Source organism: Streptomyces lydicus (assembly GCF_000717345.1).
GTDB classification, from domain to species: domain Bacteria; phylum Actinomycetota; class Actinomycetes; order Streptomycetales; family Streptomycetaceae; genus Streptomyces; species Streptomyces lydicus.
Window position 1 is genome coordinate 21773 of the sequence record NZ_JNZA01000015.1, and the last position, 13390, is coordinate 35162.

10 protein-coding genes and 1 pseudogene are annotated in these 13390 nt (G+C 69.9%); 2 read left to right on the top strand and 9 right to left on the bottom strand.

Annotated features, from left to right (window positions below; translation table 11 throughout):
- Position 1 precedes the first annotated feature (1 nt).
- The 6 genes from clpB to OO62_RS16435 are packed head-to-tail and all read right to left on the bottom strand — an operon-like array spanning position 2 to position 6978.
- The gene (clpB, locus tag OO62_RS16410; RefSeq protein ID WP_033268163.1) at positions 2–2644 is read right to left on the bottom strand and encodes an ATP-dependent chaperone ClpB; all 2643 of its coding nucleotides are present in this window, start codon (positions 2642–2644) and stop codon (positions 2–4) included.
- Positions 2635–3045: a chaperone modulator CbpM gene (locus tag OO62_RS16415; protein ID WP_078617202.1), complete on the bottom strand. Its 411-nt coding sequence runs from the start codon at positions 3043–3045 to the stop codon at positions 2635–2637. Before OO62_RS16415 ends, clpB begins: the two co-directional genes overlap by 10 nt.
- Complete coding sequence (locus tag OO62_RS16420; protein ID WP_033268164.1) at positions 3042–3989, bottom strand: DnaJ C-terminal domain-containing protein; 948 nt, start codon at positions 3987–3989, stop codon at positions 3042–3044. Before OO62_RS16420 ends, OO62_RS16415 begins: the two co-directional genes overlap by 4 nt.
- Before the next feature lie 6 nt (positions 3990–3995).
- A complete protein-coding gene (locus OO62_RS36485; protein ID WP_106974865.1) occupies positions 3996–4511 on the bottom strand; it encodes a nucleotide exchange factor GrpE in 516 nt (171 codons plus the stop codon).
- A 9-nt stretch (positions 4512–4520) separates the two neighbouring features.
- Positions 4521–6431, bottom strand: a complete 1911-nt coding sequence (gene dnaK, locus OO62_RS16430) for a molecular chaperone DnaK (RefSeq protein ID WP_033268165.1) — start codon at positions 6429–6431, stop codon at positions 4521–4523.
- Between the two features lie 58 nt (positions 6432–6489).
- Positions 6490–6978 carry a YflT domain-containing protein gene (locus tag OO62_RS16435; protein WP_033268166.1) on the bottom strand — a complete coding sequence of 163 codons (489 nt, stop codon included), beginning with the start codon at positions 6976–6978 and terminating at the stop codon, positions 6490–6492.
- A 215-nt stretch (positions 6979–7193) separates the two neighbouring features.
- On the opposite strand from OO62_RS16435, the gene OO62_RS16440 reads away from it, so the two are divergent.
- The gene (locus tag OO62_RS16440) at positions 7194–8900 is read left to right on the top strand and encodes a PucR family transcriptional regulator (protein WP_033268167.1); all 1707 of its coding nucleotides are present in this window, start codon (positions 7194–7196) and stop codon (positions 8898–8900) included.
- A gap of 40 nt (positions 8901–8940) precedes the next feature.
- Entirely contained in the window at positions 8941–9558 is a 618-nt protein-coding gene (locus OO62_RS16445) for an MEDS domain-containing protein (protein ID WP_077193899.1), read from the top strand.
- A 94-nt stretch (positions 9559–9652) separates the two neighbouring features.
- Here the strand turns inward: OO62_RS16445 and OO62_RS16450 are convergent, their stop codons facing one another.
- The 3 genes and pseudogenes from OO62_RS16450 to OO62_RS41735 form a co-directional block, all read right to left on the bottom strand.
- The gene (locus tag OO62_RS16450; protein ID WP_033268169.1) at positions 9653–11854 is read right to left on the bottom strand and encodes an FUSC family protein; all 2202 of its coding nucleotides are present in this window, start codon (positions 11852–11854) and stop codon (positions 9653–9655) included.
- A gap of 938 nt (positions 11855–12792) precedes the next feature.
- Positions 12793–13122 (bottom strand): Ku protein, encoded by a 330-nt coding sequence (locus tag OO62_RS41730; RefSeq protein WP_358245671.1) that lies wholly within the window; start codon positions 13120–13122, stop codon positions 12793–12795.
- Between the two features lie 19 nt (positions 13123–13141).
- Positions 13142–13354, bottom strand: a pseudogene (locus tag OO62_RS41735) (Ku protein); the annotation flags it as partial.
- Positions 13355–13390: the final 36 nt, after the last annotated feature.

The window sequence follows — 13390 nt, forward strand, 5'->3', positions numbered from 1 at the left end:
CTCACGCAGCCATTCCGTGGTCGGCCCGGGCCGGCCTGTCGTACGTCACGACCAGTTCACCGTTCTGGGCGTCCACCCGGATCGTCGAGCCGTCGGCCACATCGCCGCGGATCAGGGCTCGCCCGACGAGCGTTTCGACCTCGTGCGAGATGAAGCGGCGCAGCGGCCGTGCCCCGTAGACGGGGTCGAAGCCCTGCTGGGCGATGAGCTCGCGGGCCTGATCGGTGAGCTCGACGCTGATCTGGCGTTCGGCCAGGCGCCGACGCAGGTCGTTGAACTGCAGCTCGACGATGCGCTTGATCTGGGCCATGCCCAGCGGCTTGAACAGCACGACGTCGTCGACGCGGTTGAGGAACTCGGGGCGGAAGTGGCTTTGCAGTTCGCCCATGACCAGGGCCCGCGCATCGGGTTTGATCTCGCCCTCGGGGGTCACCCCGTCGAGCAGATGGGCGGATCCGATGTTGGAGGTCATGATGACGACGGTGTTGCGGAAGTCGACGGTGCGGCCCTGGGCGTCGGTGATCCGGCCGTCGTCGAGTACCTGCAGCAAGGTGTTGAAGACATCGGCGTGTGCCTTCTCGACCTCGTCGAACAGGACCACGGAGTAGGGCTTGCGGCGTACCGCCTCGGTGAGCTGACCGCCCTCCTCGTAGCCGACGTATCCGGGCGGCGCTCCGACCAGCCTGCTGACGGTGTGCCGTTCCTGGTACTCGCTCATGTCGAGACGGACGATGCTCTCCTCGGTGTCGAACAGTGCCGCGGCGAGCGCCTTGGCCAGTTCGGTCTTTCCGACGCCGGTGGGGCCGAGGAAGATGAACGAGCCGATGGGACGGCGCGGGTCGCGGATGCCGGAGCGGGCCCGGATGATGGCGTCGGTGACCAGCTTGACGGCCTCGTCCTGGCCGATCACCCGCTCGGTGAGGATCTCGTCGAGCCGCAGCAGCTTCTCCCGCTCGCCTTCCTGCAGCCGGGTCACCGGGATGCCGGTCCAGGCGGCGACGATCTCGGCGATCTCGTCCTCGGTGACGACCTCGCGCAGGAGCCGGGTCTCGCCCTGCTTGCTGGCGAGCGCCTCCTCCTCGGCGGCCAGCCTGCGCTCCAGTTCGGTGAGCGTGCCGTAGCGCAGTTCGGCGGCGCGGTTGAGGTCGTAGTTCCGCTCGGCCTCCTCCGCTTCCTGACGGACCTGTTCCAGTTCCTGACGCAGCTCCTGCACTCGCCGGATGGCCTGGCGTTCGGCCTCCCACTGGGCGTTCATGGCGTCGGCCTCGGCGCGCAGGTCGGACAGTTCGCGCCGGAGCTCCTCCAGCCGCTTGCGGCTGGCGGCGTCGGTCTCCTTCGCGAGGGCCGCATCCTCGATCTCCAGACGGGTCACCCGGCGGGTGATCTCGTCGAGTTCGGCCGGCATGGAGTCGATCTCGGTGCGCAGCCGGGCGCAGGCCTCGTCGACGAGGTCGATGGCCTTGTCCGGCAGGAAGCGGTCGGAGATGTAGCGGTGGCTGAGGGTGGCCGCGGCGACCAGCGCGGTGTCCTGGATCTTCACGCCGTGGAAGACCTCAAGACGTTCGCGCAGGCCGCGGAGGATGGAGACGGTGTCCTCCACGCTCGGCTCGTCCACAATGACCTGCTGGAAGCGGCGTTCGAGGGCGGCGTCGGACTCGACGTGCTTGCGGTACTCCTCCAGCGTGGTGGCGCCGATCATGTGCAGCTCACCGCGGGCGAGCATCGGCTTGAGCATGTTCCCGGCGTCCATGGCGCCCTCGGCGCCGCCGCCGGCTCCGACGACCGTGTGGAGCTCGTCGACGAAGAGCAGGATGCGCCCCTCGGCGGCCTTGACCTCGCTCAGCACGGCCTGCAGTCGTTCCTCGAACTCACCGCGGTATTTGGCGCCCGCCACCAGCGAGCTCATGTCGAGGGAGAAGATGGTCTTCTCGCGCAGCCCCTCGGGGACGTCGCCGCGGACGATCCGCTGTGCCAGGCCCTCCACGATGGCCGTCTTGCCGACGCCCGGATCGCCGATCAGCACGGGGTTGTTCTTGGTCTTGCGGCTGAGGATCTGCATGACCCTGCGGATCTCCGAGTCCCGGCCGATCACCGGGTCCTTCTTGCCGCTCCGCGCCTCGGCGACCAGATCCTGGCCGTACTTCTCCAGCGCCTCGTACGCGCCCTCGGGCGTCGCCGAGGTGACACGCTGGTTTCCGCGGATACGGGTCAGCGCGGACAGGAAGCCGTTCTTGGTGATGCCGTGTTCCTTGAGCAGGCGTCCCGCCGCGGTCCTGGATCCCTCGTCGACCAGTGCCAGGACGAGGTGCTCCACGGACACATATTCGTCCTTGAGGCGCTTGGCCTCCTGCTCGGCGGTGTCCAGCAGCTTGGCCAGCCGCTGGGTGACGTACACCTGCCCGGGTGTGGCGCCGGGTCCGGTCACCTTCGGTCTGCGTGACAGCTCGCTCATGAGTGAGGCGCGCAACGCCTTGGTGTCGGCGCCCGCTTGGTCGAAGAGCCGCGGCACCAGCCCGTCCGGCTGGTCGAGGAGGGCGAGCAGCAGATGTTCACCGTCGACCTCGGTCTGGTCCATCCGGCCGGCGATCGTCTGCGCTTCCTGAAGGGCTTCCTGGGACTTCTGGGTGAGCCGGTTCATATCCACGATTCATCACTCCTCGAGCCGGCGTTGCTGCGTCTCAACGCGGCCTCCAGCTCGCTGATCCGGTCGAGCAGGTCGAGCACCAGACCGAGGGAGGCGTAGTTGAGGGGGAGCCCGGCCCGTAGCCGTTGGATGCGGGCGAGAGTTGCGGGCGCGTCCGGGCCGAACCACAGCCGGCCGCTGTGGTCGCGGGTGGCGTCGACCAGGCCGAGGGTGACGAAGCGCCGGACGAGATCGGGGTGGAGTCCGGAGCGCCGGGCCACGACGTCCAGGCTGAGTCTGTCGACGGGCGCGAGGGCGTAGTTGCGGACAACGACGTTCAGGGCCCGTTGCTTGTCCGGCGCCGTCGGCCGGCGATGCCCGGCCTCCTGCCCGGCGGCAGCGCGCCGCGGATCATGGGTCATCGTGGCTTCCTCGGGTCGAAGGTGGACACGGCAGCCAGCTTCTCGAAGAGTTCACGCTCCCGGTCGCTGAGTTCGGGCGGCACCATGATGCGGACCTCCGCGTAGAGATTTCCGTTGGCGCCACGGGGGTTGGGCATGCCCTCGCCGCGCAGCCGCAGCCGGCGGCCGCTGGACGAGCCCTTGGGGACGGTGACTTTGGCGGTGCCGCCGGGCGTGGGCACCGGTACCGTCGCGCCGAGCGCCGCCTCCCAGGGCGTGACGGGAAGCGCGACGTGGATGTCCCGGCCCTCCAGGCGGAATCGCGTATCGGGCTTGATCCGTACGCGGAGGTACAGATCTCCCGGGGGACCGTCGTCGCTGCCCCTGCCGCCTTCCCCGGCCAGCCGGATGCGCTGTCCGTCGACTACGCCACGCGGGATGTTGACGTCGTAGGTCCGCTGTCCGCCGGGCCCTGCGAGGGTGATGCTGCGATGGCCGCCGTGGTACGCCTCCTCGACACCGAGCTGGAGCTCGGCCTCCTGGTCGGCCCCGGGAACCGGGCCCCGGCGTCTGCCGCCTCCGCCGCGGCCGTACAGCCCGCCGAAGAGGTCCTCGAAGTTGATGCCGGAGCCGTCGAATCCCTCGCCGTAGTCGGTGAACCGGACCCGGCCGCCGCGGCCGCGGCCTTGGGCTCCCGCCCCGGCCCCCACGCCCGCGCCCACCCGTTCTTCCCAGCCCTCCGGGATCTGCCGGAAGTCCTCGCCGAAGCGGTCGTAGCGCTTGCGCGTCTTGGGGTCGGACAGCACGCTGTACGCCTCGTTGAGCTCCTTGAAGCGCTCCTCCGCCTGCGGGTCCTTGTTGATGTCGGGGTGGTACTTGCGGGCCAGCTTGCGGAATGCCTGCTGTATCTCGTCGGCGCTCGCCTGGCGCTGCACCCCGAGCACGTCGTAGTAGTCCCGTGCCATGAGGCGTCACTCCTGCCGCTTGCTGACCATGACGGCCGCGGGGCGCAGCTGCCGGCTCCCCTCGCCGTAGCCGGGACGCACCACCTGCACGACGGTGTTCGGCTCGGTATCGGGGTCGTCGACGGTGCCGACGACCTCGTGCACGGCCGGGTCGAACGGCACTCCGGTCTCCTCGTAGCGGGGATGCCCGAGCCGGCGGAGCACGTCGACCGCCTGGTCGCGTACGGCCTTGACGCCTTCGACCACGGCGGACGGATCGGAGCCGGCATGGGTGAGCGCCAGGTCCAGATTGTCGACCACCGGCAGCCAGGCCGCCGCGGTGCGGGCGCGTTCCTCGTTCCGTACGGCGTCCAGCTCCTTGGCGTGGCGCTTGCGGAGGTTGTCGAGGTCCGCGAGGGCGCGGCGCCAGCGGTCCTGGAGTTCGTCGAGGGCCGCGGCGTGGTCGTCCACCTCCGGCTGGTCCGGGGGCGGGGCCTGGCTCAGCTCGTCCTGGGGCGTCGCGGGCTCCTGTTCGGTGGACATCGCCGCACCTCAGCTCTTGTCGAATTCGGCGTCGACCACGTCGTCGTCGGATCCGGCGGAGCTGCCCGAAGCACCGCCTGCCCCGGCGTCCGCCGTGGCCCGCTCCTCCGCGGACGGGCCCGCGCCTGCCTGGTGGGAGGCCAGCGAGGCGTGGATCTGCTGGAGTTCGGAGGTCAGCGACCTGACCTTGTCGAGCGGCGCTTCTCCCTTGACGGCTTCCCGGGCGTCGGTGACGAGCATCTCGGCCCGTGCCTTCTCGTGCGCGGGTGCGGCGTCGCCCAGCTCGTTCAGCCGGCGTTCGACCTGGTAGGCCACGGCGTCCAGCTCGTTGCGGGCGTCCACCGCCGCGCGCAGCGCCTGGTCCTCGCCGCGGTGCGCTTCGGCCTCCTGGACCATCCGCTCGATCTCGCTCTGGTCGAGGTTGGAGCCCTCGCTGATGGTGATGCCCTGCTCGGCGCCGGTGTCCTTGTCACGTGCGGTGACGTTCAGGATGCCGTTGGCGTCGACGTCGAAGGTGACCTCGACCTGCGGCTCGCCACGGGGCGCGGGGCGGATGTCCTTGAGCTGGAAGCGGCCCAGGACGCGGTTGTCCTGCGCGAGCTCGCGCTCTCCTTGCAGGACGACGATGTCGACCGCTCCCTGGTTGTCCTCGGCGGTGGAGAAGGTCTCCGTGCGCCGCACGGGGATGGTGGTGTTCCGCTCGATGATCTTGGTCATCACACCGCCGCGGGTCTCCACACCCAGCGACAGCGGGATGACGTCGAGCAGCAGCACGTCCTTGACGTCGCCCTTGAGCACTCCGGCCTGGATCGCGGCGCCCATGGCCACGACCTCGTCGGGGTTGACGCTCATGTTCGGGTCCTTGCCTCCGGTCAGCCGGCGGACCAGGTTCTGGACGGCGGGGATACGGGTGGAGCCGCCCACGAGGATGACCTCGTCGATATCGCTCTCGCTGATCTTGGCGTCGGCCATCGCCTGCTTGACCGGCTCCATGGTCCGCTCGACCAGGTCGGAGGTGATCTGGTCGAACGTGGACCGCATGACCGTCTCGGTCAGATGCTTCGGGCCGGCGGCGTCCGCGGTGATGAACGGCAGGCTGACCTGCGTCTGAGTGACCGAGCTGAGTTCGGTCTTGGCCTTCTCCGCGGCCTCGAAAAGCCGTTGCAGGGCCTGCGGGTCGCTCCGCAGATCGATGCCGTTGTCCCGTTGGAAGTTGTCCGCCAGGTAGTCCACCAGCCGCCGGTCGAAGTCGTCACCGCCCAGGTGGCTGTCGCCCGCGGTGGACCGGACCTCGACCACCCCGTCGCCGACGTCGAGCAGGCTGACGTCGAAGGTGCCGCCGCCCAGGTCGAAGACGAGCACGGTCTCGTGCCCCTTCTTGTCCATCCCGTAGGCGAGCGCCGCCGCCGTGGGCTCGTTGATGATGCGCAGGACCTCCAGCCCTGCGATGCGCCCCGCGTCCTTCGTCGCGGTGCGCTGGGCGTCGTTGAAGTAGGCGGGGACGGTGATGACGGCTTCCGTCACCTTCTCGCCCAGCTGCTTCGCGGCATCGTCGGCGAGTTTGCGCAGCACCAGAGCGCTGATCTCCTCCGGCGCGTACAGCTTGCCGCGTACCTCGAAGCGCGCATTGCCATGGTCGTCGGCGACCACGTCGAAGCCGACGGCCTTTGCCTCGTCCGAGATCTCGTCGAAGCGGCGGCCGATGAAGCGCTTTGCCGAGTAGATGGTTCCCTTGGGGTTGAGGATCGCCTGGCGGCGGGCCAACTGGCCGACGAGCCGCTCGCCCGTGTCGGTGAACGCGACGACCGAAGGGGTCGTGCGGCTGCCCTCGGAATTCGGGAGAACCGTCGCCTCACCGCCCTCCCACGCGGCGATCACCGAGTTGGTGGTTCCGAGGTCAATGCCGACTGCCTTAGCCATGGGGATACTCCTTCATCGAAAGCCACGGAAGTGTTCGCGCGCCCTGTGCCGCCGGGTCTCACTTCTCGGTGGCGGTGGTGCCGGCCGCCGCGCTCCCGAGCCGGTTGAGCAGCTTGGCGGCCTGATCGGCCACCTCGGCGTCCACCACGACCTCGTACCGGCTCGGCTGCATCGCGCTGACGGAAGCGAAGTCGCGGCGCCCGCGCTGTAGGCCGTACAGAAGCAGTCCGAGCAGCGCGCCGATCAGCGCACCGAAGATCAGCCCGTAGAGGGCCAGCAGCAGCGACGACAGCACCGGGTTGAGCCAATCGAGCAGACCGAAAAGCCAGCCGATCAGAGCGCCGGGGAGAGCACCGGACGCGGCCCCGCTCAGCGCCGCCCTCCCGAAGCCGACACGACCGACAACTTGTTCGACGAGTTGCAGGTCGTGGCCGATGATGGCGGTTCGTTCAACAGGGAAGCCCTGGTCAGACAGGTAGTCGATGGCGCGCTCGGCCTCCGGATAGGTGGGGTAGGACGCGATGGTCCGACGATCCCGCTGGCTCATGTGCCCTCCTCCCGGCGACACGCCACTGCTACGGGTTCACGCCTGGCCGCTTCAGTCTCGCCACGCAGGCGACCCGCGGCCTGCCCCTGCGAGGCCGAAATCCGTAGGCAATCTCGGTCTGCCAGGGTGAGCTGATCAAGACCGACATATCGGACAATATCTGCGTCATTGGGTAGGGTGAATCCCGGGCGATCAGAAAGGCCCGTGATCCCACCATGGCCACGACCTCGGGCACGGCGTGCAGCTCCCCCCGGAGCAGCTGGGGCCGCGAGCACCTCGCGAACCTGTACAGCCTTGTGGTGCTCTCGATGATCATGAATGACGCGCCGGACGAGAGCGACGTCCTGACACGGGCCCTCACCGCCGTTGGCACCCTCGGTCCGTGCCGCGCCGAGGCCGCCTACCTCACGCTCGACAACGGCCTGACCCGCACGCCCGCCGACTGGCCCCAAGCCACCCCCCACCTCGATGCCCAGGTCCGGAGACTGGCTGGTCAGGACGGGCCGGTCACGGTGCCGGATCGGGAATGGGGCTGGAGCCTCGCGCTGCACAGCACGGCGAACTCCATCGGCCACCTGGTGGTCAGCGCACCGTCCCGGCCCACCGATGACGAGTACTTCCTGCTGCGGGTGCTGGCTCAGCAGACCGCGGCGGCCCTGACGCAAGCCCTGGCCCGGCGCGCGGAACGCGACCGTAACCAGCAGTTGCGGCAGCTCAGTGAGGACCGTGCGGCCACGAACGCCCGGCTCACCACCTCCGTCTCCGAACTGGAGCATCAGCGTTCCGTCCACGAGATGCTCAGCGACGCCTCCGCGAACGACGACGGCGTACAGGGCATCGCCGGGGCCCTCCACCTGCTCACCGGCTACCCGGTCGCCATCGAGGACCGCTTCGGCAATCTGCGGGCCTGGGCGGGCCCGGGCCGCCCCGACCCCTACCCCAAACTTGAGGCGACCCCGCACGAAGAGCTTCTGCAGGATGCGGCCCGCCGGCCGCGGCCGGTGCGGGTGGCGGAACGGGTCATCGCGCTGGCCCGGTACCGGGGCGAGGTCCTCGGCACCGTGGCCCTGATCGACCCCGAAGCAGGCGTCGGCGAGGTAGAACGGTTCGCCCTCGGTTACGCCAGCACTGCGCTGGCCCTGGAACTGGCCCATCTGCGCAACCTCGCCGAGGTGGAACTGCGGCTACGACGCGAACTTGTGGACGACCTGATCACCGGCACCGACGACGCGAGCGCCTACGCCCGGGCCGCCGCCGTCGGCCATGATCTGCACGGTCCGCACTATCTCGCCGCCGTGCAATGGGCGGGCCGACCGGCCGACGACACCTTCGTGCACGCGGTCGGCAGGTCGGCAGCCGGGCTGCGGATGCGGTCACTGCTGGCCAGACGGTCCGGGATGGCCGTCCTCGTACTGCAAGGCCGTCCGCAGGCGAAGGCCCTGCACGAGGCAGTGGGCCGCGAACTCGGCTCGCCCACCGGTTCGATCGGCGTGGGCGGCCGGTGCGACACCCCGAGCGAGATCCCGCGCTCGTTCCAGGAAGCGCTGCGCGCCCTGGAGGTCCGTCAGCGCTCGCAGTCCCCCCACGGCACCACGACCTTCGACGAACTGGGCCTCTACCGCATCCTCGGGCCGGGAGGCAGCTACCGAGACGTCGAGCAGTTCGTCCGCGAGTGGCTCGGCCCGCTCCTGGACTACGACGCCGCACACCACTCGGACCTGGTCCAGACCCTCTCCCAGTACTTCGAGTGCGGCGGCAACTACGACGCCACGGCAGCCGCCCTGGCCATCCACCGCAGCACCCTGCGCTACCGGCTCCAGCGCATCCGCGAGGTCACCGGCAGCGACCTCGGGGACGTCGACAGCCGGCTGAACATGCACGTCGCCACCCGGGTGTGGAGCGTCCTGGGCGGCCGACCCTGATCGGGAGGATCACGTGGATCAACGGAGTGCCGACGCCCCCGTGGCCACTGTCGCTCGCCTGGGCGGAGTACCGCTGACTCCTGGCGACCACATCTGTGCCCTGTACCGGGGACGTGCCGAGCGGGATCGGCTCATGACCCCGTTCTTGGCGGAGGGGCTGAGTGCAGGGCACATCTGCCTCCTCTTGGGCACCGAGGGCGAGGACTGTACTTTTCGCGACGTCTTGGCCTCTGCCGCTCCCGCGGTGGGCCGGGGCGGCAACAATCTCCAGATCAGGGGCCCGAATGAGTATCTGCGGGACGGGATCTTCGACGGAGACCGCACACTGGCCCGTATGTACGCATGGTCCGACGAAATGCTCCCGTCCGACCAGGGCACCTGCGCCCGGCTCGCCGCCGATATGAGCTGGGCCCAGCCCTTGGTGCAGCCCGCCTTCGTCCAGGACCTGGTCCGGTACGAGATGCACGCGACCCGGTGGCTGCGGTCGCATCCCCAGGTGGGGATATGCATGTACGACCTGGAGCTGTTCCACAGTGACCTGATCGTCCCACTGATCAAGGCCCATCCGAAGGTCTGGCTGAACGGCATGATCATGGAGAATCCGTACTTCCTCGATCCCGATGAGGAGACCGGCCAACCGGCCTCCGGGGAGACCTGACACCGCTCACCGCCCACGGCTCCGGCCGTGCGCACGTCCCGCTGTCCGGTTCCCGGCACGAAACCCCGGCTTGCCGCACGGAACGCGGCGCTGCCTATCCGCCGTCCTTGGGTGGCGGAGCCGAGCCGTCACCGCGCCCCCGCCGGAGTTCCTGTTCCTCTTCCGCATCTGCCGCCTCTTCCTCCGGTGCCGGTCTCTCCTGTCGGTCCTCCCGCGCCTCCCGGACCGACTCGACATCCCGTTCCAGCGGTGTCGTGCCCAGCGCAGCCGTCAGCTCCTCCAGCGCCCCCAGCAAAAGTTCCGCGCCACGCCGCACCACCTGATCATCACCGCCGTCCGCGCCCTCCCAGGCGTCGAGCACCGCCGCTACCCGCTCCCACCCCGGGGCCCGCCGCTCGCGTACGTCCCGCGCCGCACGCGCGGTGTCCGCCCGCAGAGCCGCCGCGAACAGTGCGGCCTCCGGGACGGGCCGCACCCCTCGTCCCGGCAGATGGGCCTCCAGAAGCATCGCCGCCCGCCCCATCGACTTGAGCGCGTCATACGCCTCCTGGGCCGCACTGCGGGTCAGGCCACGATGCTTCACCGGCTCCTGCTTGGACCGCTCGAAAGCCTCGTCCCACGCAGCCTCCTTCTTACGGGCGGCAAGCAGTGCCTGCCGCACTTCCGCGCGATGCCCGCCGCCGGGATCCGCGTAGCTGCCGACCACCGCCGCCGCGTACCGCCCGTTCGCGGCGAGCCAGTCCGCGAGACGGTCCAGCAGCCGCGGGGTCTCCCAGGCTGGGAAGACCACATAGGCCAGCATCGCGAGCGCACCGCCGAGCAGGGTCAGCAGCACTCGGTCCCGCACCGTCTGGTGCCACTCCTCGCCCCCCATCCCGAGCAGGAAGACGACATACGCTGCGGCGAAGGACTGCGAGACCGCGTACCCGGTGTGCATCAGCAGGTACATCAACCCGGCCGAGACCACGGCCAGCCCACCGGACAGATATGCGCCCGGGTGAGCCACCTGCACCACTCCGGTGGCCAGTCCGACGCCGACGAGAGTGCCGGCGAACCGGGCCACAGCACGGGAGTAGGTCTGGTGGAAGTCGGGCCGCAGCACCATGACAGAGGTGATCGGCACCCAGTAGCCGTGGCCCAGCGGAAGCGCATTGCCGAGCAGGTAGCCGAGGCAAGCCACCCCGGCGAGACGTACAGCGTGCCGGAGAACAGTCGAGTCCCAGGTGAGCTCGCGGAGCATCGCACGCAGCACGACCGGCACCATCCGGAACATGGTCGGACGCACCAGTGCCGGGGCTTTCGCCGCGTGAGTGTCGCCGCTGTCCGCGGTCTCCACGACCTCGCGCAGCAGATCGAACAGCCGCACCGCTGCCAGCCGCGCCGGCCCCCGCAGCACCTCCTCCTCCCCGCCCCGGAGGACCTCCATGGCTTCGGAGGGCACCCGGACGGGGGTACCGCGGCGGATCGAGTGGGCAGCGGCGTCCAGCACTTCGCCGGCCGCCTTCAGGAGTTCCCGCGTCCGGTCGCGTTCCGACCCCTCCGCCGGAGCGCCGACCCGGGGGTCGGCGAGGGAGGCGAGGACCGGGCGGATGCGCTCGGCCAGGCCGCGGGGGCCGTGCAGGGCGGCGGGCCGCCGGCGTGCCTGCCACGGCGTGACCGCAGCGGCCTCGCGGGCCGTCATCATCGGTTCCGGGGCGAAGGGGGCCACCGGGTCGTGCCGCAGCCGTCGGGCGTAGTCGGCCACGGCGGCCAGGGCGCAGGCGAGCGCGTCCCGGTGCGCTCCCCAGCGGCGGATCGGGAACAGCAGGATCAGCGTCGCTTGCACCACACCGCCGAAGGCGATCACCGCGGCGTGCTCCAGCGCCTGCACCACGGTGGTCGGCAGGGTGATGGTCACCAGCATGATGCCGATCGTGGCGGCCGCGACGATCCCGGCGGTCGAGCCCGCGGCCCAGGCCATTCCGGCGCCGAAGGACCACACGGCGAGCAGCAGGAGGAACGGCACGGGGTGCGCTCCCGCCAGATATCCCAGGAAGGTGCTGAGCGCCAGGCCCGCGCCGGCGGCCAGCGCGAGCACCTTGCGCGGTCGCCAACTCCGCTGGAACGTGGCGGTGCCGGCCGAGAAGGCTCCGAACGCGGCGGACATGGCAAAGGCCGGGGAGACGAGCCACAGCGCGAGCCCGATCACGGTCGCCACTCCGGCCGCGGCGCGCAGTGCGACCAGCGGCTCGAGCCGGGTCCTCTCAATCGTCAGCCCGGAGCGCACGATCAGCCCCAGCGCCCGCAGCCACGTCACGGCGCCGAGCTTAGGGCGAGGCCGGGGCCGTCCGTCGTCAGCCGCACCGTGCGGCCGTCCATGTGAGGTGTCATGCGGTGCCGCCCGGGAGCGAACCGAGGAGTCCGGCCGGAAGACCGGCCACCAGACGGGGCCGATCCAGGTGCCGCTGTCACGGGCGCAGGCCCCGCGGCATCCCGACGTGTGGCGGCTGCGCTCGGGTTCCGGGAGCCGGGCGGCCAGCTGAGTGTTCGCCTGGGCGAGTGAGAGCAGCTGCTTGGGATCGTCTCCATTCGGTCGTGTGATCGTCTTCATGAGGCGGGGCAGGGGGATGAAGCCGTCCGTCGTTCCGAGTTCTCGCGGGGTCGGTCCGGCGGGTGTGGTGTCCGCGAGGCGTTCGGCGAGAGCGGTGACCGCTTCGCGGTCTCCTTCGATGCTTCGCGTTCGCCGTCGGTGAGGTCGAACTGCTGGAGCATCTGGGCGATGCGGTCCTTGACGGCCAGCAGTTGGCCGCGGGTGGACTGCTTGGGGACGTAGAACGGGCAGCGTGGAAGTTGCGGGCGAAGTAGTCGGCCTTCTTGCAGAACACGGTGAGGGTGCGTTGCAGGACCGCCGCGTAGCAGCGGGTGCCGCCAGGGAGCTTGTGTCCGAGCCGTTGCTGCGGGTCGTTGAGGGTTAACGGCTCGCGGGCGTTGAGAAGGTGGGAGGCGATGGTGGCGCGGGCCCGCTGGCTGGTGAGCGCGTCGCGCGAATCGGACCGGGGACACCGATGCCCGGCTTCCGGTTCGGCGAGGCACGGTAGGACGGGGAGCGGTTGGCTGCTCCCGAACTGCCGCCGGTGCCCGTGAGACCGCGGGGTGGGTGCATTGGCACAGGGCGGTGCGGGGACGGCAGGCGGGGTGTGAGTCCGGCTCAGGAAAGTTCTTGCAGCATTCCGTGCACATGAGCCACGGCGACCTCTATGTCGGTGTGCTTGTACTGCCCGGCGCGTGACTCCGCGGAGAGGACTCCGCAGCGGTGCACTTTCTCGAAGTCGCCGTAGGGGAACCCCAACGCGCTGGAAGCATCCTCCAAGCTCCCGGTTTTGTCCGAGGTGGCGTGGACGTAGGGCTATACCGGGCGCCCATCTCCGCGTGCGCGGAGATGTTCCGAGCCGGTGGCTGCTCCCGGAGGACCACGAGACGCTCCGGACCGCGCAGCGCCATGCGGGCGACTCCGACCTGGCCGCTCTGCTTCATCGCGTCCCGCAACAACCGGTACGGGTGGGCGCCGGCTCCCTCGACGCCCAGGAAGTAACGACCTGTCCAATGCGATGGGGTCGCTCTGGTCGGACGGCAGGAAGCCGAGCACCTCGATCGTCTTCACGCCGGGAAGGGGCAGATCTGCGAGATCGCTGGCGTTCAGCACGACGGTGCGGCTCATTCGGAGCCTCGTAGCGCGAGCGACTTCCTCGCATGGCACCTCGACGCCTTCAGCCTCGTGGATGCGCCGTTGCCGGATCCTGGCCCCATCGACGGCATGTACGAGATGAACCGGGTCTGGGCGGCCAACTCATGC